This is a genomic window from Staphylococcus sp. HMSC063F05, assembly GCF_001837075.1.
Classification (GTDB): Bacteria; Bacillota; Bacilli; order Staphylococcales; family Staphylococcaceae; genus Staphylococcus; species Staphylococcus epidermidis.
The window spans coordinates 81,913-104,252 of record NZ_KV831333.1 but is presented as its reverse complement, the minus strand read 5'-3'; the positions used below and the strand labels follow the sequence as shown (position 1 = coordinate 104,252).

The 22,340-nt window shown below is 30.9% G+C and carries 21 protein-coding genes and 1 pseudogene; 8 read left to right on the top strand and 14 right to left on the bottom strand.

Annotated elements, in window-relative coordinates; all coding sequences use genetic code 11:
• Positions 1-217: 217 nt before the first annotated feature.
• The 5 genes from HMPREF2576_RS04985 to HMPREF2576_RS04965 all read right to left on the bottom strand — a co-directional run bounded on the left by HMPREF2576_RS04985 (position 218) and on the right by HMPREF2576_RS04965 (position 3,985).
• Complete coding sequence (locus tag HMPREF2576_RS04985; protein ID WP_001831547.1) at positions 218-754, bottom strand: GNAT family N-acetyltransferase; 537 nt, start codon at positions 752-754, stop codon at positions 218-220.
• Between the two features lie 440 nt (positions 755-1,194).
• On the bottom strand, positions 1,195-2,016 hold the full coding sequence (locus HMPREF2576_RS04980; RefSeq protein WP_001831430.1) for a formate/nitrite transporter family protein: 822 nt from the start codon (positions 2,014-2,016) through the stop codon (positions 1,195-1,197).
• Positions 2,017-2,250: 234 nt separating this feature from the next.
• Positions 2,251-2,721, bottom strand: a complete 471-nt coding sequence (locus HMPREF2576_RS04975) for an SRPBCC family protein (protein WP_070856472.1) — start codon at positions 2,719-2,721, stop codon at positions 2,251-2,253.
• Positions 2,722-3,002: 281 nt separating this feature from the next.
• A complete protein-coding gene (locus tag HMPREF2576_RS04970) occupies positions 3,003-3,599 on the bottom strand; it encodes a DsbA family protein (RefSeq protein WP_002438295.1) in 597 nt (198 codons plus the stop codon).
• A gap of 23 nt (positions 3,600-3,622) precedes the next feature.
• Positions 3,623-3,985 (bottom strand): DUF4467 domain-containing protein, encoded by a 363-nt coding sequence (locus tag HMPREF2576_RS04965; RefSeq protein ID WP_001831622.1) that lies wholly within the window; start codon positions 3,983-3,985, stop codon positions 3,623-3,625.
• Positions 3,986-4,344: 359 nt separating this feature from the next.
• On the opposite strand from HMPREF2576_RS04965, the gene HMPREF2576_RS04960 reads away from it, so the two are divergent.
• Positions 4,345-5,592 (top strand): aminoacyltransferase, encoded by a 1,248-nt coding sequence (locus HMPREF2576_RS04960; RefSeq protein ID WP_002468846.1) that lies wholly within the window; start codon positions 4,345-4,347, stop codon positions 5,590-5,592.
• Positions 5,593-5,978: 386 nt separating this feature from the next.
• Entirely contained in the window at positions 5,979-6,134 is a 156-nt protein-coding gene (locus tag HMPREF2576_RS12310; protein WP_070861188.1) for a hypothetical protein, read from the top strand.
• Positions 6,135-6,277: 143 nt separating this feature from the next.
• Here the strand turns inward: HMPREF2576_RS12310 and HMPREF2576_RS04950 are convergent, their stop codons facing one another.
• From HMPREF2576_RS04950 to HMPREF2576_RS04940, 3 genes are read right to left on the bottom strand one after another with little or no spacing between them, the layout of a single operon-like run.
• On the bottom strand, positions 6,278-7,009 hold the full coding sequence (locus HMPREF2576_RS04950) for an amino acid ABC transporter ATP-binding protein (protein ID WP_002468189.1): 732 nt from the start codon (positions 7,007-7,009) through the stop codon (positions 6,278-6,280).
• The gene (locus HMPREF2576_RS04945; RefSeq protein ID WP_002468258.1) at positions 7,006-7,725 is read right to left on the bottom strand and encodes an amino acid ABC transporter permease; all 720 of its coding nucleotides are present in this window, start codon (positions 7,723-7,725) and stop codon (positions 7,006-7,008) included. Before HMPREF2576_RS04945 ends, HMPREF2576_RS04950 begins: the two co-directional genes overlap by 4 nt.
• Positions 7,706-8,494 (bottom strand): transporter substrate-binding domain-containing protein, encoded by a 789-nt coding sequence (locus tag HMPREF2576_RS04940; RefSeq protein ID WP_002468267.1) that lies wholly within the window; start codon positions 8,492-8,494, stop codon positions 7,706-7,708. The genes HMPREF2576_RS04945 and HMPREF2576_RS04940 overlap by 20 nt, the downstream gene beginning before the upstream one ends.
• A gap of 214 nt (positions 8,495-8,708) precedes the next feature.
• Between HMPREF2576_RS04940 and HMPREF2576_RS11610 the strand changes: the two genes are divergently transcribed.
• On the top strand, positions 8,709-8,813 hold the full coding sequence (locus tag HMPREF2576_RS11610; RefSeq protein ID WP_002438284.1) for a putative metal homeostasis protein: 105 nt from the start codon (positions 8,709-8,711) through the stop codon (positions 8,811-8,813).
• Between the two features lie 185 nt (positions 8,814-8,998).
• Here the strand turns inward: HMPREF2576_RS11610 and HMPREF2576_RS04935 are convergent, their stop codons facing one another.
• The 4 genes from HMPREF2576_RS04935 to HMPREF2576_RS04920 form a co-directional block, all read right to left on the bottom strand.
• Positions 8,999-9,685 (bottom strand): 2,3-diphosphoglycerate-dependent phosphoglycerate mutase, encoded by a 687-nt coding sequence (locus HMPREF2576_RS04935; protein WP_002438282.1) that lies wholly within the window; start codon positions 9,683-9,685, stop codon positions 8,999-9,001.
• Positions 9,686-9,926: 241 nt separating this feature from the next.
• Positions 9,927-10,808 carry a cation diffusion facilitator family transporter gene (locus HMPREF2576_RS04930; protein ID WP_002456052.1) on the bottom strand — a complete coding sequence of 294 codons (882 nt, stop codon included), beginning with the start codon at positions 10,806-10,808 and terminating at the stop codon, positions 9,927-9,929.
• A 289-nt stretch (positions 10,809-11,097) separates the two neighbouring features.
• Positions 11,098-11,484, bottom strand: coding sequence for a GtrA family protein (locus HMPREF2576_RS04925; protein ID WP_001831514.1), 387 nt, complete (start codon positions 11,482-11,484; stop codon positions 11,098-11,100).
• A 20-nt stretch (positions 11,485-11,504) separates the two neighbouring features.
• Positions 11,505-12,977, bottom strand: a complete 1,473-nt coding sequence (locus tag HMPREF2576_RS04920) for a hypothetical protein (RefSeq protein WP_070856475.1) — start codon at positions 12,975-12,977, stop codon at positions 11,505-11,507.
• A 284-nt stretch (positions 12,978-13,261) separates the two neighbouring features.
• On the opposite strand from HMPREF2576_RS04920, the gene HMPREF2576_RS04915 reads away from it, so the two are divergent.
• From HMPREF2576_RS04915 to HMPREF2576_RS04900, 4 genes are all read left to right on the top strand, one after another.
• Positions 13,262-14,413 (top strand): glycerate kinase, encoded by a 1,152-nt coding sequence (locus HMPREF2576_RS04915; protein ID WP_070856477.1) that lies wholly within the window; start codon positions 13,262-13,264, stop codon positions 14,411-14,413.
• A gap of 30 nt (positions 14,414-14,443) precedes the next feature.
• On the top strand, positions 14,444-15,145 hold the full coding sequence (locus tag HMPREF2576_RS04910; protein ID WP_001831448.1) for a membrane protein: 702 nt from the start codon (positions 14,444-14,446) through the stop codon (positions 15,143-15,145).
• 263 nt (positions 15,146-15,408) lie between these two features.
• Positions 15,409-16,608, top strand: coding sequence for a putative multidrug effflux MFS transporter TcaB (locus tag HMPREF2576_RS04905; protein ID WP_001831574.1), 1,200 nt, complete (start codon positions 15,409-15,411; stop codon positions 16,606-16,608).
• A gap of 306 nt (positions 16,609-16,914) precedes the next feature.
• Positions 16,915-17,523 (top strand): C39 family peptidase, encoded by a 609-nt coding sequence (locus HMPREF2576_RS04900; protein WP_002438268.1) that lies wholly within the window; start codon positions 16,915-16,917, stop codon positions 17,521-17,523.
• 62 nt (positions 17,524-17,585) lie between these two features.
• On the opposite strand, the gene HMPREF2576_RS04895 is transcribed toward HMPREF2576_RS04900, so the two are convergent.
• Entirely contained in the window at positions 17,586-18,395 is an 810-nt protein-coding gene (locus tag HMPREF2576_RS04895) for a metallophosphoesterase (protein ID WP_070856478.1), read from the bottom strand.
• A 317-nt stretch (positions 18,396-18,712) separates the two neighbouring features.
• Here HMPREF2576_RS04895 and HMPREF2576_RS04890 point away from each other — a divergent pair.
• Positions 18,713-20,091: pseudogene (locus tag HMPREF2576_RS04890) on the top strand (amino acid permease).
• 147 nt (positions 20,092-20,238) lie between these two features.
• Here HMPREF2576_RS04890 and HMPREF2576_RS04885 read toward each other — a convergent pair.
• On the bottom strand, positions 20,239-22,068 hold the full coding sequence (locus tag HMPREF2576_RS04885; protein WP_002495100.1) for an APC family permease: 1,830 nt from the start codon (positions 22,066-22,068) through the stop codon (positions 20,239-20,241).
• Between the last annotated feature and the right edge of the window lie 272 nt (positions 22,069-22,340).

Here is a 22,340-nt window from a genome sequence, read left to right as displayed (position 1 = left end):
CTTTATTTACTTATCTTGGACCTTTTTGTCCCAGCCTCTTTCTTACAGTATGCTCAGTCAATGACTGAAATAAAAATGTAATTATTCATTTTTGAACTCTAGTATAGAATTCAAAATATAGATTGTTATCAAATATTTTACAAATTATAGAATTGGGGTCATTAAGGACTAAGAATTCTATCTCACTAAATTATCATTCTAGAACACAAAAATATTTCTAAAATGGCGGTCGGCCCAAAATGTCATCATTAAATTGTTCTGGTATTAAAATTTTACGCATTATGACTCCTAAATCACCATCATCATTTTCATGTTTAGCGTATATTTCATAACCCCGCTTTTCGTAAATGTTTAATAACCAAGGGTGCAAACGTGCTGATGTTCCTAAGGTTACCGCAGCAGCTTTTAAAGTATCGCGTAAAAATGTCTCCTCTACATATTTTAAAAGTTGACTCCCATATCCTTGTCCATCATAAGTTGGTCGTGTTGCAAACCACCAAACGAACGGATAACCTGAAATGGGTTTTACACTACTCCATGAATAGCAAACCGTAATCGTTGAAATAATTTCTTTTTCATTTTCAAGTACAAATGTAGTATTTTGTCTTAAATTATCCTTTACCATTTCAAGATCAGCGTGAACTGATGGCCAATCAATACCTAGTTCTCTTAAAGGTGTAAAAGCAATTTGCATGATGCTATGTAATTCTTCAGCATCTTGTTCATGTGCCACTCTAATATTAATATTCGACATATTTTTCACTCCTTAAGTACTGAACATCCACATGAACTATAGATTAAATTTTTTATAAGTGCTCGTCAATAAATGTTTATTATCATTTTTATAAAGTGTCAAGATTCTATTACTGATAAACAAAACCTAGGATATCTGTAAATATCCCAGGTTTTATTAACGTATAGAAGCATAAGACAGAATTCTAAATATACTAACTTTTTTTTAAATTCTAAAATGGATTTCGAGTTTGAAGTAAGGCAACGTAACTACAGGACTAAAGCCCCACTCATCTTCTCTATTTCATGATTTCATCTCTTTAATCTATATATCATTTCAATGATGCAATAATACTTTGTAATTTAAACACTTTCAACATGAAGCAAGACATCCATTTCTAGCACATGAAGATGTCAATATTATAAAGACTAGTGATTAAATCTCAATTACTTAATAGTCCTCTATGGTTGGAGGCTGTCACGTTTACCGTTCAAATATGCATACACTAATCCAATAAAGATACCTCCACCGATATAGTTTCCAAGGAATGCAAAAACAATATTTTTTAGCACACCCAACCAAGATAATCCATCCATATTAAAGAACATCATACCTGCATATAATCCAGCGTTAAAAACAACGTGTTCGTAACCCATAAATACAAAGACAATCACTCCACAAGCTATAAAGAATGCTTTGGCTAGTCCCTCTTTAAACTGCATTGAAATAAAAATACCGATATTAATAAAGAAATTACAAAATATACCTTTAATCAAAATATTTAACCAAGTCGATTCTACTGTTTTTTTATGTACTAATGCTGTTAAACTATCTGTCATTTCTGGCGTCATAACATGTGCATATTTCATTAGAAAAAATAAAATAAATCCACCTAAGATATTACATATAAAACAGAAAATAAAAATCCATATCATTTTACTTACACTAATTGCTTTATAATACCAACCAACAGTCAGATACATAAAATTACTAGTTAATAATTCAGAATTGGTTAACACAACTAATACGAGACCTAAACTAAACGCAATAGCTCCCATCAAATTGATTAATCCGTCATTATGCGTTGAAGCGAATTGTGTTTTAATTGCTAACATAAAAACTGTAACTATTGATAATAGAAAACCAGCCATGATAGCTTTCAACGTATATCTCATGGGTGTTTGTTTCGCCATCACTTGTTTAATTTGTGCCTGACCAACGATATTCTGAATAATAGGTTTTGTTGCATAAGTATCTTCAATACTTTTGTTGTTCTTGAACATGTCTTCTCATCCTATCCACATTAATATTTTCACACTTATTATATAAGTAAGAATGACATATGTGTATATTAAATTTTATTTATAAGATATAGAAATTTTCAAAAAAGTTTATATACATAGCATTTTCAATATTTAAACAATATAACTGAAAACTTTATGACATTTCATCAAAGTGTAATGATTTACTCAAATTTTTTCACGTTTCTTTGATTAGGTATACGATCGAGGTTTATATCACTTTTGATTTAGTAATTTCTCTAACTGATTAAGTGTTGAATTCATACCTGTTTCTACACCCATGTCTATCGCTTGCTGAGCGGCACTTTCAATTGGAAAAGTCGATGTCGATGTTACAGTAGTCTTTCCTTTTACTTCTTCAAAATTCAAAGTGATATGCATACCAGGCATACTTGTGTCTTTTTCCCCTTTTGACGTAGCAAAATAGTCTAAATACTCTATATAATATGGTGCATCCACTTGCAGATATTCAGCAATAGTATAACTTATCATCTGAGGAGCTTGAATAGCATAAAAAGCGCTTCCTCCTTTCGTAGCATTAAAATCATAAACTGTGACAGATGCGTCTTGAGGATGAAACCATTGTTCAAATAGTTCTCGCTTTGTATAAGCATCAAATACCTTATTAATTGGTGCACTAAAAGTTCTATTAAAAATAATCTTATTTTTCTTTTTTTCTATCGTCATATATGTACCTCACATTTTAAAGAATCGATTGCCTCAATATTAACAAAAATAATACGCTTAAGATAATTTCATTAATTCTAAAATATCGAAGAAGTTTCAGAAAAACATCACGCTTAATTTATAGTTCTCGTTGCTAAAAACAAATTAAATATGGTTAATACACACCCATTTTTGAATTAGCAAGTGACTGTCAAAATTAAAAAACACCCGAGACAATGATTAGTCTCAGGCATTTTAAATAAATAAAGATTTATATATATTAACTACTATTACAGATACTTTCACTTTTCGTTTTCTAGCAACATCTCGTAGCTAGAAAAGTCATATGGATCTTCAACCTTGTTATCATTAACAAACGCTGTAGGTGTTTGCTTGATGTGATTTTTCTTCGCAATTTGTTGATCTTCCTTGGCTTTTTTCCACGAGATGGAACCTTTAGTTTTATAATCAGTCTTTATTTTTTTCTTTTTGTCATCACTGATACTTAATTTATCAATTTGCTTATCAACAAGACGTGTTGTAATCCATTGCTTATGTTCATCTTTTTGTTGATTAAACATTAATTTCTGAAATTCAAGTGACTTCTTGGGAGCATAATGATTTACCGCATGCTGCGCTCTTGAACCTACAATTGAATCTTTTCCTAAGAATGCCAAATTCACATATTGATATTTAATTTTGTTTGTATCAATATACTTCTTCTTAAGCTTTGGCATCACGCGATCTTCTGTTTTTTTACAATAAGGACACTTATAATCACCGTATATTACCACTACAGGTTTGCTATTATTAGAATGCTTTGGAGAGTCCATTGGACCTGAGCAACTGTATAGCAAAACCATACATAAAATCATCAATAATCCGATTAATTTTTTCATCGTTTCTCCTTTTCCTAAAACGATTAATACATATTCTCTTCTTTATAGTCAGGCTCATGAGATTGGTAGTATGCTTTTGCATTAAAGTCTTTATTATAATATGCTTTTTTATCTTTAAATTCATAAGTATAGTAACGCGCTTCAGCATCATCACTAAGTGGTTTATACTCCAATACAACATATTTTCCTTTGTCAAACACATAAATATTGGCATCTTTTTTATCAAAATGTTTAACTTCATCACCTGAATCGTTTTTAGCAATTTTTTGTTGCTTTTTCTCTTGTAGTTTAACCGCTTTATCTATTTTGTCTGCGTACTCGTGACTCATGCAACCTGCTAATAATAAAGTTAGTACACTAACCCCGACTAATAACTTCTTCAACATACTCACTCCTACTCACTCTATCTATATCTATGTCATGGACTTCAAGTTAATCTCTTTTTACACTTAACATATCAAACGATGTCAATATTTCTTTAGCTCTACGTTTACAATTAGCATGTTATTTAATCTAAGCAATTCTTTCAACTTAAATTTTATCACATTCTCTTTAGAGGTACGATCTTCATTAACTTAATTTTTTATACCTCTTACTTTTTAAATCTATTCTCTTTTAAATAAAACGGCCTCATACGAAAGTATGACACAATTTTTTATGTTATGATGTGTAAGGATGTTTAGGGTTTGGTAATATATATCATGACGATAAAACATGGAAATTGACTTAGAGGTGAAGAAATATAATGAAATTTGTAAATTTAACTTCTGAAGAATTCGAGCAATTTACTTCAGAAAATTTCTCGCATTATACACAATCCAGTATACATTATAATAATAGATCGAAAACAAAAGGTGACGTACATTTAGTGGGAGTTAAAGATGGTCAAGAAGATGTCATTGCTGCGTGCTTATTAACAGAGGCACGTTCTTTAAAATTCTTTAAGTATTTTTACACACATAGAGGACCAGTCATGGACTTTAACAATTTAGTTTTAGTTCGCTTCTTTTTTAAATCACTTACTGCTTATTTAAAAAAACACAATTGTTTATATGTACTCGTTGACCCTTATGTATTAGAAAATTTACGTCAACCTAATGGAGAAATCATTGAATCCTTTGATAATCGCGCATTGATTAAAACAATGGAAGAATTAGGTTACAAACACCAAGGATACACTGTAGGTTATGATACAATGAGTCAAATCCGCTGGTTATCAGTACTTAACCTTAAAGATAAATCTGAAGATCAATTATTAAAAGAAATGGATTACCAAACACGTCGAAATATTAAAAAGACTTATGAAATGGGTGTTAAAGTTAAAACATTACCCATTGAAGAAACAAATACATTTTTTGAATTATTCAAAATGGCTGAAGAAAAACATGGCTTTAAATTCCGTGAAGAGCCTTACTTTGTTGAGATGCAAAAAACTTATGAAGATCATGCTATGTTAAAACTTGCTTACATCGATTTACAAGATTATTTAGATACGTTGCAAACTAAACATCAAAACCTTAATCAACAACTAAAAGATGTTGAAAAAACATTAGAAGAAAATCCAAATTCTAAGAAAAATAAAACGAAACATACACAAGTCAAACAACAATTCGATAGTAATGCGCGTAAAATCAGACAAACTAAAGAGAAAATAGCAGAAGAAGGTCAAGTTCTTCATCTTGCTGCAGCATTATATATATATAATGATCACGAAGTGTATTACTTATCAAGTGGCTCTAACCCTAAATATAATGCTTATATGGGAGCATATCGATTACAATGGGATATGATTCAATTTGCAAAAGAACATAATATCGATAGATATAATTTCTACGGTGTTACCGGAGACTTTAGTGAAAATGCTGAAGATGCTGGCGTTCAAAAATTTAAAGAAGGATTTAACGCTAAAATTTATGAATATATTGGTGATTTTATCAAACCAATTAAACCACTATTTTATAAAGTAAAACAAGAATTAGAAAGTCGTAGATAATTATTCATTAGCAAATAGGAATCGAATTCTAATCAATTCGATTCCTTCAACATAGATAAAAAACTAAATATTAATGCACATGAGTTTAAGTCATTGACTTTCTATACACTTAAAGGAGAGGCTGGGACATAATTCCTAGTGAAATAGCCAGTAAATGAGTTTTCATAAATTCATTTACTGGCTTCTTTATTTACAATACTTCGTATTGTTTTCTCGCTTTCTTATCGGACAGCTTCAGCCTGTAGTCTTCAGCTTGTCCTGTTCCCTCAAGAGTCTCGCCAAAATACTTTATATTCATATGTAATTTTACATTAAAATACTTTGAAAAATAAGGCCCTTACGTACAATTTAATAAATACCAATAAACAAAATTAACGAGGTGCCTTATGTATAAAGATTATAACATGATTCAACATACTCTACTAATGGGAACTTCAGTTCTTATCCCCACAAATGATATTTCACGACATGTAAATGATATTGCAGAAACAATTCCCGATACTGAATTCGATGAATTCAGACATCATCGTGGCTTAATATAAGAAAAGTAACAGCTCAACGAGCTGAAAATCATCAAAAAAATTATAAAAAAGACAATTTCTATATTATTTCAATAGAAATTGTCTTTATTTACTTATCTTGGACCTTTTTGTCCTAGCCTCTCCATTTCTATAATATTACTATTCTATTTTTCATTAATCACATTTAAAAATCGCTGAAGCTCTTCTGTTTTGGGGTGATTAAATATATCTTCAGGCGTACCTTGTTCTGCAATGACGCCCTCATGAATAAAAGCAATTTGATTGGAAACTTCTTTGGCAAAACGCATCTCGTGAGTCACAATGACCATTGTCATACCTTCGTCAGCCAATTCTTTAATGACTTTTAATACATCATTGACCAATTCAGGATCAAGTGCAGATGTTGGCTCATCAAATAACATCACTTTAGGATTCATGGCTAATGCACGAGCAATTGCGACACGTTGTTGTTGCCCTCCTGATAAAGCATGCGGCCGTTGATCTTTAACATGTACCAATCCAACCTTAGCCAATAAATTCATTGCTTCTTCATTAGCCGTTGCTTTATTCATCTTTTTAACTGTTATAAGACCTTCCATAACGTTTTCTAATGCAGATTTATGTGGAAATAAATTATAATTTTGAAAAACCATTCCTGATTGTTGTCTTACTTTAATTTGAGATTTCTTATCTTTAGTGTTATATGTCATGCCATTAACATACACTGTACCTTCAGTAGGTATCTCTAAAGCATTAATCATTCTAAGTAAAGTTGTTTTACCTGAACCTGAACGTCCAATTAGTGTCACAACTTCACCTTGATTAATTTTCAAATCAATACCTTTAATCACTTCAGTTTCATTAAAAGACTTATGGATATGAGACAATTCAATCATGAGCGATACCCTCTTTCAATGCGTGATTCATACCATCCTTGGATAATTGAGATGATAAAACATACGACCCAATACATTAAAGCTACTAACAAATAAATAGTTAGATACTCATACGTTGTCGAAGCAACTTCTTGTGCCTTTCTAAACATCTCTGCAACAAGAATAAATCCAAGTAATGATGTATCTTTAATTAAACTTAAAAATGTGTTTCCTAGTGCTGGTATAGATACACGAATAGCTTGTGGTAAGATAATACGTTGCACAGTTTGTCTATAGTTCATACCTATAGAATAAGCCGCTTCTGTTTGTCCTTTAGGAATAGACAATATACCTCCTCGTATAATTTCAGAAGCATAAGCACCAACATTTAAAGATAAACCAATGACTGCAGCAATAACAGGTGCAAGTGTCCATTGATTATCAGCATTGTTAGTTACCAATCTTCCAAGCTCCGGTATACCATAAAAAATAATAAATAACTGTACAATCATAGGTGTACCACGAATAATTGATACATAGACACGCGCAATACCTCTAAGCAATTTACTGGTTGATATACGCATAAGTGCAGTAAACAATGCAATGATTAAACCTAGAATGAAAGTGACCAAAGTAATAGGGATTGAGTATTTCACCAATCCCTCTAACATTGGACCAAATGCTTGTTTGGCTGCATCTAATGCATGTTGTTGTTCATTATTCAGGTTTAGAAACATCTTGACCAAACCATTTCTTACCAATTTTAGCTAATTCACCATTATCTCTAATTTTTTCTAGGCCTTTATTAAATTTCTCAATCGTTTTTTCATCAACCTTCTTAGAGAATGCAAATGCTGATTTATTTTGTTCTGCATGTCCTTTGATTGCTTTAATTTTAGCATTAGGCTTTTGTTTTCTGTAATCTAAGTAAGATAAACTGTCGTTAAATGTACCATCTACACGTTTAGATAATAGTAAGTCCATTGATTGATTAAATCCATCTACCTTAGTAATGTCCGCACCCTTATCTTTAGCCAATTGACCATAATTAGACGTAAACGTTTGTGCTAACTTTTTACCTTTTACATCATTGAATGATGTAATATCTTTTTCATTTTCACGAACAACAAGTACAGCACTTGAATATGTGTAAGGTTCAGAGAATTTATATTTTTTCTCTCTATCTTTATTCACACCCACTTGATTTGCAATAACATCAAAACGACCAGCATCTAATCCTGCAAACATTGAATCCCATGACGTTTCATTAAACTTAAGTTTAAGATTTTCTTCTTTTGCAACTGCTTTAATCACATCAATATCATAACCTGTTAATTGATCTTTTTTATTATGGTAAGTAAAGGGCGCATATGTACCTTCCGTACCAACTCTTAACGTATCCTTGTCTTTACTGCTTGATTGATTATCTTTATTGTTAGATGAATTGTTGCCACAGGCTGCTAAAACAAAAACAAGTGCAACAATGCAAAGTAAAAGTCTTTTCATTTAATCAAACCCCTTATTCTTATTATTCTAATCGGAATAAAAATATTTTATCCCGTTATTACATAATAGTCAATAAAGAGTTACTTGCTAATAAGTGTTCAGAAAGTTCAAACTCTATTAACTATTATTTTAAACGATTTACAAATCGTAATAATTACTATTTACAAATAACTTAATTTCTTTCATAATAGTGTTATACAAGGAGGAAGATAAAATGAAACAGAATTTACAAACAGCAAGACGCAACCTCAATAGTCCTAATATCAAAACACGAAAACGTGCTTTAAAAATAATAAAACAGCATCAACGTTCGAAATAAATGTAACATTCGTCAATTATTTTAATTTAATTCGCTCAATAACCTAGGTTTCATAAATTTATCTATAATTTAATTGTTTTAAATATCACTTCACACAAAAAACAAGCCATTCAATGAAATCAATACTGACCATTGAATGGTTTATTTATTATGATATGAAAATATTTTAAACTATATACATCTTGTTATAAATAATATTTATCCTTAACAACTAAATCATCTGTGAGTTCATATACTAGCGGTGCACCCGTTTTAATTTCATATCCGACGATATCTTCTTCTGATAAACCTTCCAAATACTTAATTAATGCGCGAATGGAATTTCCGTGGGCCGAAACAAGTACAGTTTTATCATCTAATAGGTGTTGTGAAATATGATCAGTCCAGAACGGAACAACTCGTTCTAATGTATCTTTCAAACTTTCACAATAAGGCATCATACGGTGATCAATATGTTGATAACGACGATTTTTTAAATATGCTTCTCGTTGTTCTTCACTTTCTCTAGGCGGACGTACATCATATGAGCGTCTCCATTGATGCACCTGATCTTCCCCCCATTTTTTTCTCGCATCATCTTTATTTAAACCTTGTAAACCACCATAATGTCGTTCATTTAAACGCCAACTTTTATAAACAGGAATCCACTGTTGGTCAGAACCTGCTAAAATATATTGTGTTGTTTCTAAAGCTCTAGTGAGTAAAGAGGTAAACGCAATATCAATTTCAATTTGATTGCCGTAAATTTTTTTACCTGCTGATTGCGCCTCTTCAATTCCTTGTTTTGATAGTTTGACATCGGCCCAACCTGTAAATAAATTTTTCGCATTCCATTCACTTTGTCCGTGCCGACATAGTATTAATTTTGGCATAAATCAAAACTTCCTTTCTATAATCTAAATGTAGTTACAATGAATTAACTACAAATCCATTTAAATATCAGTCAATGTAGTAATTCCATTAAAATAGTACAAGTAATAAATTGTTTCTTTTTTTCTCTCCTTATTTTTATTATAGAACTATAATTCTTAATTTCCCAGTAATGATTCTGGTTTAAAATAAAAAAGTCAACCACTACCTTATGGTCAGGTAATGATTGACTTCTTATATATTTTATTTTACTTCGTCTTTTGTAGTATAGGGTTCTGGATGTACATATACAGACGAAATTCCTTTATTATGCAAATGAATTTCAACTTTATCACAAATCTGATGTGCTTCATAAAGTGAAAGATAAGGATCTACTACAATGGTCACATCAATAAAGATACTACTTCCATGATATCTACCTTTAATATTATTAACATCAATTACATCTTCAACTTCTAATATGTCTAATCTGTATTCTTCTAAATCTTGTTCATTGAAACCATCACTTAGAGTAAAAATCGACTCTTTAAAAATTCCAAAACCTGTATACACGATTAATAAACCTAAAATATTTGCCAATATAATATCGATAATTGGAAATCCAATTTGTGTGAACATTAGACCAATGGCAGTGCCAATACTGACTAAACTATCAGATAAATTATCTTTAGCTGCTGATTTTAATGAGCTACTTTTCGTTCTTTTAGATAATCGATAATTAATAGCAAAGACACATAACATCACAAGTCCACTGATCATACTTATAATAATAGTAATAAAGTTAGGAATATGTGAATCATGTGTAAACAATCTCGGAAAGTTTTCTATAATAACTTGTATTCCCACAAACATGATAATGAATGATACTAGCAATGTGGAAATATTTTCAGATTTTAAGTGCCCATATGGGTGGTTTTGATCAGCAGGTTTAATAGAGATTTTAAGTCCGACAATAACTGCTACTGAAACTAAAATGTCTGTCATGTTATTTAAAGCATCCGCTCTAACTGCCGCCGAATCATAAACATATCCAGTCATATATTTCGCAATAGAAAGTATAATATAGATGACTAAACTAAGAAATGCACCTCGTTGCGCTAACTTCAAATTTTCATTTTGAGTCACCTTCACTTACCACCTTTATTTTTTGCTAATATTAGTATGAATTATCAGTTCCACAATGACAACGTTTTTTTATTTCTACATTTTTTATATTCCCCATCTAATTATTTCATTAGATATGCCTAAAAAAATACTTTCCTTCACTTCATTATTTATTCATTTAAAAATAAGCCTTGTACATATATGAATATGTAAAGACTTATATACATTAAATTTTTCTAAATACGAATTGGTAAATATTTGAAAAAGAAATTCAATTCATCTTAAAGGAAAAATAGTGCTTATGATTACGTTAAACTTTATCTCTAAGTAACCACTTAGAAAGTATGAATGTCACTGGGATTGTAATGATTAGACCCGCAAAAGGTGCAATTTCTGAAGCGATATTCAACCACTTTACGAATATATATAATAATAACGTTTGCATTCCCATATTAACTATCTGAGTGATAGGAAATCTTAAAAACTTTTCTATTGTAGGTTTTACTTTATATACAAAATAACAATTTAAATAATATGAAATAATAAAACTTACAATAAATCCAACAATGTGACTAACCATATAATTCACATGTAACACCTTTAACAAAAATAAGTATGTTATATAGTAGTTAAAGGTATTAATTCCACCAACTATGATAAACTTTATAATCTCATAATGTATTCGGGTTAACTTCATAATATTTCCCCTTTGAACAGTTATTGTTTTGTACCATATGGGACTACTTTAAATGTGATGTCTTTGGGCAAATCATAATAGTGTTTGAAATCTTGAAATTGTTCCTTCGACTTTGGTGTAGTCATATGAGTATATCGCTCAAATGGTAATCTTTCCAATGTTATTTTCTGATGGCGATGATGTTGTGTTATTTGTTCTTTAATGAAGTCTATTCTGTGCACACTACTAATATGTATAAAAGTAAATCCAATCATCATAATGATGCTGATGATAATCGCAAATATTTTAATTATATGTTCAAGTTGTTTAAATAGCACATCACATTGCTGAATTAAACAAAGTAATATCACGATCCATAAAGTATAAATAAAATAAAAATTTCTATAACTTATAGGCGTCACAAATAAAAGTGGCAAAACAGATGAAGCCATAGCTATAAAACTCCCCATCACAATCATTCTTATGTATCTTTGCTGTATCATTTTAAACACAACGTATATCACACTTATCATGTAAATGAAGCAAATCGTTGTATTCAAAACGGCTATAGAAAATGAAGCTTTATATAATTCAAAATGAAATTGATTGTAAACGAAGATCTTATAAACAGGTAAAGTAATTAAACCTAAGAGTAGTGGTATTTTAATATAAACTCTCATATGCTTCAGGCTTTTATTTTGCTTAAGTAAAACTATACTTACTATTGATATCACGGTAAGAATAATCATTTGATTAATAAACATATATTCTGGTACAAGCTTAAATAACGTCACACCTGCTTTATGTATCATTCCATGACTATCGGAAATTGAATAATGCGTATTTAATCCATCCTTAATTAAAAAATAATTGAAGTTTAAAAACATTATAATGTTACCTATACAACTAAGCATAAATCCTACAATTAAGAAATAACTGGGTCTTTTTTTAACAAAGAAATAGACTACCATTCCTATTAAAATAATTAAGCTATTAGCGATGGAAAGATTCTCCAAGAAGAATTGTCCAAACAAACTTACTAATAAAAATACCCATAATTGCATTTCAGAAACTGTATCGTGCGACTCAATCATTTTAACTACCGTAAAAAGAATAAAAAGTGATAGGACTGTAGCAGGTATATAACTAAAAAATCCAGTAAACCACCCGTAAGTTTCGCTATAAATTGTATTAGGTACAGTAACCATTAACACAAAACTCAAAATAAAATAAATACGATTCGTATGTAATTGAACCATATAAGCAACTAAATAGATAACTAAAAACGAAGTTATCGCATATATTAAAGCTCTTATTATGATATTATGTACGGCAATCCATTCAAATAAATGTCCTAAATAACGACCATTTTCTTGAGTCAAATATTGACTTAGATTAACTTTATATGCATGCCAATCCGTAGTTGATAATGGTGTTAGAATTGCCATTATAAGATAAAAGATAAAAATTCCTATTAACCAAAAAAATGATTCATATTGTTTTAAGTTATTCATTGTTGACCTCTCTGTTCTTCATGATGTAATTCAAAACTAACATTTAAACGATTATCATGTTTATTCTCTTTTTTATGTGATTCATTCAATTATCTACTGAAAATATATAGACATTTATTGAAACTTTAATCATATTAATATATACATATTGCTCATCGTCAATTTTATATTCTTATTATTATACAATTCACGTATGATTTCCATTTTAATTATCAAGATTTCTTTAGTTTAATTTCATTTTTGGATAGAATAAATATAAACCAATTGTTTAGGAAGTGATATAAATGTCACCATATAAAGTTATCATTGCACCTGATTCTTTTAAAGAAAGTATGTCGGCGAAGGAAGCTGCTTTAGCTATTAAAGATGGATTCCAAGAGGTGTTCGATTCCAGTACAATATATGACATTATTCCTATGGCTGATGGTGGCGAGGGAACAACCGAAGTATTGAAAGAAGCCTTAAATGCTACCTCTTATTGTGTAGAAGTAAAAGATCCACTTAATAGAAATATCATGGCTAGTTATGCGAGAAGCGACGAACACCAAACAGCTATCATTGAAATGGCAGCTGCTTCAGGACTAGCATTATTGAGTAAAGATGAAAGAGATCCATCTATTACAACTTCGTACGGTACCGGCCAACTCATTAATGATGCACTTAATCACGATGTTAATAAAATTATTTTAGGAATAGGTGGAAGTGCCACGAATGATGGTGGTGTAGGAATGTTAAAGGCTTTAGGTGTCTCTTTTAAAGATAAAAACAATCAAGAGATTCGCGATGGAGGTTTAGCCCTATCTCAAATAGAATACATTGATATTACTCGTATAAACCCACGATTGAAAGATGTGAATATTAAAGTAGCCTGTGATGTAACTAATCCATTATTAGGAGACAATGGAGCAACAATAGTTTATGGTCCACAAAAAGGCGCTCAGCAAAAGATGATACCAAAGTTGGATTCCGCATTACGTCACTATCATGATAAAATTGAAAGAGAATTAAATATGAATGTAAAAGATATCCCGGGCGCTGGTGCTGCAGGAGGCATGGGAACAGCGTTAATTGCGTTTCTAAACGCTGAATTACGTCCTGGAATTGATGTAGTTCTTGAAGAGATTCAATTTAAACAAAGAATAAAAGATGCGAATTTAGTTGTTACTGGCGAAGGTAAAATGGATAAACAAACAATCTGTGGCAAAACACCCATTGGCGTAGCTAAAGTTGCAAAATCATATGATATACCCGTCATTGCTATTTGTGGTAGTTTAGGAAAAGATTACGAAGCAATTTATCACCACGGTATCGATAGCGTGTTTAGTATCATGGAACGTCCATGCCACCTTGACGAAGCTTTGAAAGAAGGCGCACTTCATGTTAAACATACAACAACAAATATCGCACGACTTTTACAATTAAAAATTGAAAACTGATTGAGCGTAATTATTAAATGAGGTGACAATATGAAAAGAACAGATAAATATAGAGATTCATACAAATATGATGACCAATATCAAAATCATCGTAAACGTTCAGAAGAAGATATGTATCGACAACATCAAGAGTCCCAACAGAGAGCAAATTCAAATCGTGCAACACAAAGTGAAAATGATAGAGAGTATGAAAATCATCCTGAACGTTATTACAATGGAAGAGACTATCGACGTGAGCAGCAATTGGAAGAAGAAAATGAAAAATCAAGCAAAACTAAAAAATGGCTGATTGCAATCATAGTTATTTTACTCATTATTGTAGCTATCTTTATCACGCGTGCAATTATCAATCATAATAATGATAAAGTAAGTAATGACCCTAACGTTTCACAAAACTATAAAAAAGAAGTTGAAAATCAAAACGACGACATTAATCGACAAGTTGATTCAGCCAAAAGCGATATAAAAAATAAAAAGGACACCCAATCCCAAATTGATAAACTACAAAATCAAATTGATCAATTAAAACAAAATGAAGAAACTAATGCGGATTCTAAATTCACAAAATTTTATCAAAACCAAATCGACAAACTGAAAAATGCAAATAACGCTCAACTTAATAACGAAAATCAAAGTAAAGTTAACAACATGCTTGAAGACATCAATACAAAATTTGATAGTATTAAAGCTAAACTAGAAAATATCTTGAATGGATCAAATTCAGGAAACTAAAGGCATGAGACTTCAAACTAAATATCTACAAATCCTTAAGAATCTGGGACATTAATGCTTGTCTCGGGTTCTTTTTTATCATAGACAGTCGGTGATTGAATGACATATATACATATTTACCATTTTTTCATTGACCAACATTACGTTGACAAAATTATCAATGCCTATTTGATAATACTCTTCTTTTTTTATTTGTGTAAGCTGATTACTTTTTTATGTAAAACGTATATAATAGATGCTATAACTTTTCTAGGAGAATAATGATGATGACTACAAGTTCCAAACACTTATCTAAAATATTAATCGTTATACTTGGCGTTATGACTGCATTTGGTCCTTTGACTATTGATATGTACGGACCATCTTTACCTAAAGTTCAGCATGCGTTTGGTTCATCAATTTCAGAAATACAACTTACATTATCCTTTGCTATGATAGGTTTAGCTATTGGTCAATTTGTATTCGGGCCACTATCAGATGTATTAGGTCGTAAAAAAATGGCACTCATTTTATTGATTGGATATTTAATAGCCTCATTATTATCAGTTTTTACAGTTCATTTAACAATATTTTTAATTATCCGTTTAATTCAAGGTTTAGCAGGAGGTGGTGCAATCGTCATAGCCAAAGCTTCTATTGGAGATAACTATGACGGAGACGAATTAGCAAAATTTTTAACTTCTCTTATGGTCATAAACGGTATAATCACCATCATTGCTCCACTGTTAGGTGGCCTCGCTTTATCTATTGCAAGTTGGAGAATGATTTTTATATTTTTAACAATCATTACCTTAATAGTCATCTTAGGCATTTTATTAAAGATGCCAGTTGGGCCCCATCAAGAACAATCTCAGTTAAATTTTAAAGCAATATTTAAAGATTTTGGTCTGTTATTAACAAAACCCACCTTCGTTATTCCGATGTTATTGCAAGGATTAACTTATGTCATGTTATTCAGTTATTCGTCAGCCGCACCTTTTATTTCACAAAAGATGTATCATATGACACCACTTCAATACAGTGCAATGTTTGCTATTAATGGAGTGGGTTTGATAGTCGTCAGTCAGATAACCGCTATTATAGTAGAAAAGGTAAGCCGATATGCGATGCTCATATATTTAACAATCATTCAAATGTTAGGTGTTGTAATTTTAATATTTACTTTAACATTACATCTTCCATTGTATGTTTTACTTATTGGCTTTTTTATTAATATATGTCCAGTCACTTCTATAGCACCACTTTGTTTTTCTATGGCAATGGCTGAACGCACAGGTGGAAGTGGCAATGCTTCAAGTTTACTTGGCCTATTCCAATTTATTTTAGGAGGCCTCATTTCTCCCCTAGTTGGTTTGAACGGTCAGCATGATATGTCCCCGTATCTAATTATTATTAGTGCGACAGCTGTTTTACTTATTGCACTACAAATTATTTATTTCAAATTATTTATGAAAAACACATAGTTATTCGTAAACCAAAATATAGGAGTGAACTGACAATGTAGTATAATTAAGTTCCACTCCTATTTTCTATTTTAATAGGACCCATAGACTTATAATTCTAAATTTATATTTTGTAGTGTTTAAATGAGCACTCCTATTTTCACTTCAATTTTCATTCCCTTGACAATTTTAATACTAATTCTTCCCTTTCTACTCTGAACATCCGATGAAAACGCTCATTTCAAGTTTGTCTACATCAATTTTGTATACTAAATAAATCGCACGTTATATAATATAATTTATCAAAGTTATTAGAGGATACATTTTATGAAGATAATTTTACCAGTAAAGCCTATAAGTCAACTATTCCCTATCCCTTTTGTAATGGGGTGTGAGGGAGTATCCGCAGCGATGCTATTACAATTTAATAATTACGATATTAAAGCAACACAAATTATGAGTCATTGGCCTAAACATCCAACCAATCCCTACAAAGGCTATGTTGGTCATCCTTTGTTAGTTAAATTTGGCCATCATCAAACAATATTTCCTGATGCTTTTGCGCCATTTCTTAAACAATATGATTCTCGAATTGTAGATGGTACAGGTACATCATTAAATCAACTTGAAAAATTTATCGACAAAGGTCAGCCGGTGATCATTTATCATACTAGTTTGGGTTCTAAACCGCTTCGACGTGTATTTCATTTCGACAATCAACCAACAAAACTAGTCTCAAATATTCACGTTACTTTATTGATAGGGTATGATGATGACTATTATTATTATATTGATCCGTTATGGAGTCGTTTATCAAAATTTGTTATTTTCCCATCTATTATTCCTAACTCTAAACAAATCATTAAAATTAAAAAGCACACTTTGGAAAATAGTTATAATGCCCCAGGAAAAAAATGCATATATATCGATAATTAATAATAAAGCCTCTAGAGACTGTTTAAATTCAGTTTCTAGAGGCTTTATTAAATAAGTTGATACTAAATATCAAAATCGACTAAAGCATGATTTATTTCATATGCTATATCATCTGTCATCCATTGTCTTTGATATCCTAAGCACGGACATATATATAATATGTTATTTTCAACAAGTTTTTTTCTAAAATGAACATGCCCCATTATACTAAATCGAATAGGGTAATTTCTATAAATAGTATCAAAATCATGAGTACCAATAAATGCATTAAAAAAGTCAAAAATACGATGAGGCGTTGGTACTACGAATTGAGGATGTGTTACAACGTGCGTAACTAAAATAATTTGACGTGGGCTTACATTGTTAATGTCTTTTTCCACCTCTTGAGCAGCTAAAAGGGATAGTTGCGGGTCTGATAATGACCAATCTGTTCTTACTTTATCTTGCCAAGTTGCACCATAATGTTTACCACTTGCTATTTTTTGCTGAGAAAAACGATGATCTGCATAGCTATAATCATACCAACCGACATGGCCTACAATTGCATATTGATCATTAATAATGATTGGATTGCCGATCAAGCATTCCTCTTTTGAGCGAAAGAATGATAGTATTTCTGTTGAAGTTTTATCTGCTTGGTCAGACCATAAATCATGGTTTCCCGGAACAAAATAAGTAGGTATCCCGCTTAATTCTTGAATGCTTTGAATAAAATCGTAACTTATCCTATAGTCATTAGATATATCCCCTGCTATGATAAGTAACTCAATAGACCTTTGTTTAATCACCTGACAAAGCTTTTCTAAATATATTTCAGGATTTAAGTGTGGATGACGGTCAATGTGTAGGTCAGAAATAGTACCTATTTTCATCTTCTCAATCCTCATTTCTCTTTATAATAACTTACATTATTACACAGAGATAAATGAAAGTTAATTCATGTGATTATTTATCATTATACTTGCTATTTGTAAAATAATGTCTATAATTAAGCATAATTTTTAATATAAAGTTTACATTTATCGTATTTCATAATTTTTTATTACAAGGTTATAACTATTAATGTAAGATACCATATTAATACATATATCCACTTATATTTCTGAAAATTCTTGCTTTTTTAAAATATGTTGGATAAGATAAATTTTGAGTAAACGCTTTCATATTCGTATCCCTAAGGAGGAAGTTGATGGCAAAACAACTACAAAGAGAGTTGAATAATAGGCATATTCAATTAATTGCTATAGGTGGCGCTATAGGAACTGGTTTATTTTTAGGTTCAGGACAAACAATTTCTCTAACCGGACCTTCATTACTCTTTACTTACATGTTGATAGGTATAGTGTTATTTGCTTTTATGAGAGCTCTTGGTGAATTATTATTAAGTAACTCTAAATTTAATTCATTCGTAGATATTGCAAATGAATACCTTGGTCCATTTGGTGGATTTGTAATTGGGTGGACCTATTGGGTTTGTTGGATTGTCTCTAGCATGTCGGACCTCACTGCGATGGGACAATATTTTGCTTATTGGTATCCACAAGTCCCACACTGGTTGACAGTACTATTTATTGTACTCCTACTTATATCATTTAATTTGCTTGGCGCCAGATTATTTGGAGAACTTGAATTTTGGTTTTCTATAATTAAAGTCGTTACAATTATTACGATGGTTATTGTAGGTTTAGTTCTGATTTTTTTATCATTTAAAACAGAATATGGACATGCTTCTTTTGGTAATTTGATACATCATGGCGGGATGTTTCCACATGGTGCAGCTGGATTTTTAATGTCCTTCCAAATTGCTGTATATTCATTTATCGGTATAGAACTTATAGGAGTCACAGCTGGCGAAACAAAAAATCCAGAAAAAACAATTCCTAAAGCAATAAATAACGTTCCTATACGAATTTTATTATTTTATATAGGTGGTTTACTTGTAATCATGTCTGTCATTCCATGGTTTAAAGTTGATCCTGATAGTAGTCCGTTTGTTAAATTATTCACACTAATTGGTGTTCCCTTTGCTGCTGGCATAGTTAATTTTGTTGTTTTAACAGCAGCAGCATCTGCAACAAATAGCGGAATATATTCTAATAGTAGAATTTTTTATTTGGTTTAGCGAAACAAGGTTTAGGTCCTAAAGTATTGACAAAAACTAATTCTAATGGTGTACCTTATCTCTCAATGTTAGTATCTTCAATAACATTGTTAATCGCAGCTTTATTAAATTTTGTTTTCCCAGATGCTATTAAATTATTTATTTATGTAACGACACTATCTACCGTCCTATTCCTTGTAGTATGGGGAATGATTATCGTTTCTTACATCGCATACGTAAAGAAGAATCCTGAACAACATCAATCAAGTGCATTTAAATTATGGGGCGGAAAAATTATTGCCTATATTGTGTTATCTTTTTTCATATTTATCTTTATTTTGCTATTCTTTAGCAAAGATACTAGAGTAGCTATTTTTATTTCACCGTTATGGTTTATCTTCTTATTCTTTTATTATAAGAAATACAAGAATAATGCTGAATCTTTAGCCGATAGACAGCGACATTAAAGTAAATTGTGATTAAACTTAATTATAAGCTATGACTCTAAAATATTAATCATCAATATTTATAAAATATATATTATCTCAAAGCGAATATACTCATTATAATAAGGACCAAAATCTCACTTTAATCAAGTGTATTTGGTCCTTTTGTTATTTCATTAATTTGAATGGAATAGTACACAGAGTAACGTTTTTTTGATAAATTAAATGCAATTTTAAACGTAAACTCGTTTGATTGTGCAACAAGTGCTGCCAAGCCTTTTTAGGGATAAATTCTGGAACGACTACTGTAATTAAATAATTTTTATCATTCGCTTTTTTACGAATTTTATCTATAAATCGTGAAATCGGACGTATAATACTTCTATACTCTGAATGTAAAATCACAAGTCTTACATCAGGAAAATGTTTTTTCCATTTAGTCATAAAAGCCTGCTCATCTTCATCACCAAATGTCACATGCACTGCAATAACATCATCATTAGCTAATAATTTGGCATAATAAATAGATTTATCAACTACAGTTGTAATACTTTGAATAGGTACAATAGCTAAATTACGATCTACAACAGGAATATCGTGTATATCAATTTCAGATCGTAATTCACATGCTATATTCTCATAATGTACATGAATTCTAATAAAAATAAATACAACAAAAGGTAAAAATAAAAGAATTGGCCATACTTGATTAAGTTTGGTAATGAGTAAAATCATGAATACGATAAACGTAATCGTACCACCAATTAAATTGATAGTAAGCTTTATTCCCCATCGTTCAGGTCGTTCTCGAAGCCATTTTAAAACCATACCAAACTGAGCAAGTGTAAATGGAATAAAAACACCTACTGCATATAATGGAATGAGGTTCTTTGTCATTCCTTCAAATAGGATAATTAAAATGATGGCTAATACACCTAATATAATAATCGAGTTTGAATAACCGAGACGATCACCACGAACAGTAAACATACGTGGCATATATTTGTCTTTAGACATTGATGCAGCTAGCATAGGAAATGCTGTAAAACCAGTATTAGCAGCCAATACCAAAATCATAACTGTAGTAGCTTGTATAAAATAAAACGCTACATTTTCACCAAATATTTGGGACGCAAGTTGTGAAAGCACGGTCGTTTCAGTTTGAGGCATAATTCCATATATATATGAGAGTACAACAATACCTACTAATAACACTGCTAAAATTGTACCCATAGTGACTAAAGTTTTGACTGCATTCTTAGGTGCTGGATTTTTAAAATTTGTTACTGCATTGGATATTGCCTCTACACCTGTAAGTGATGATGCTCCAGATGAAAATGCTTTTAAAAGTAAAAATAACGTAACACCGGGCACAGTACTCCCTACAGTGGAATGAATATGTGGTGCGATTTGTCCAGTAGCTACGCGAAATGTCCCAACGACTATCAAAACAATTAAACCTATAATAAATAAATAGACTGGATATGATAATACAGTTGCTGATTCAGTCAAACCTCTTAAATTCATCATTAAAATAAAGAGTACTAATAAACATGCAATAAGCACTTTAAAATGATATAAGTGGGGAAATGCAGCAACAAAAGCATCTGCTCCTGAAGAAATACTCACTGCCACCGTTAATATATAGTCGACTAATAAAGACCCTCCAGCTAGCAATCCCCATTTCTCACCAAGATTTGTTTTAGAAACAATATACGCTCCCCCACCTTTTGGATAAGCATAAATAATTTGTCTATAAGATAAAATTAGAGCTGTTAATAATATTAAAACTGCTCCGGCAATAGGCAGCATATACCAAGATGCCACAGCTCCTATCACCGATAATGTAATTAATATCTGCTCAGGACCATATGCAACTGATGACAATGCATCGGATGATAGGATAGCTAATCCTTTAAATTTTGAAATTTTCTCGTTTTTTAAGTCTCTGTTTCTTTTAGGTCTACCAATCAAAAGTCTTTTAAATTGAATGAACATGACTCCTACCTCTTTAACTCATTTTGATGGATAAAACTATACTCCCATAAATCAAAATTGTATAGCTACTTCACAGATCTTTAATCATTACATTTACTCTATTAGCGTTATATTACACTTTAGAATTTATTGTTTCTCTCAAAAAAAGACTACTTGATTATGATATAGTTAACCCAATATCTATTCGTTATCTGTAACTTTACACACCAAAACTGTTATAATAAATTCACTCATTGTTGCCATAACGTAGGCAATAAATTTTTAAGTTTAAA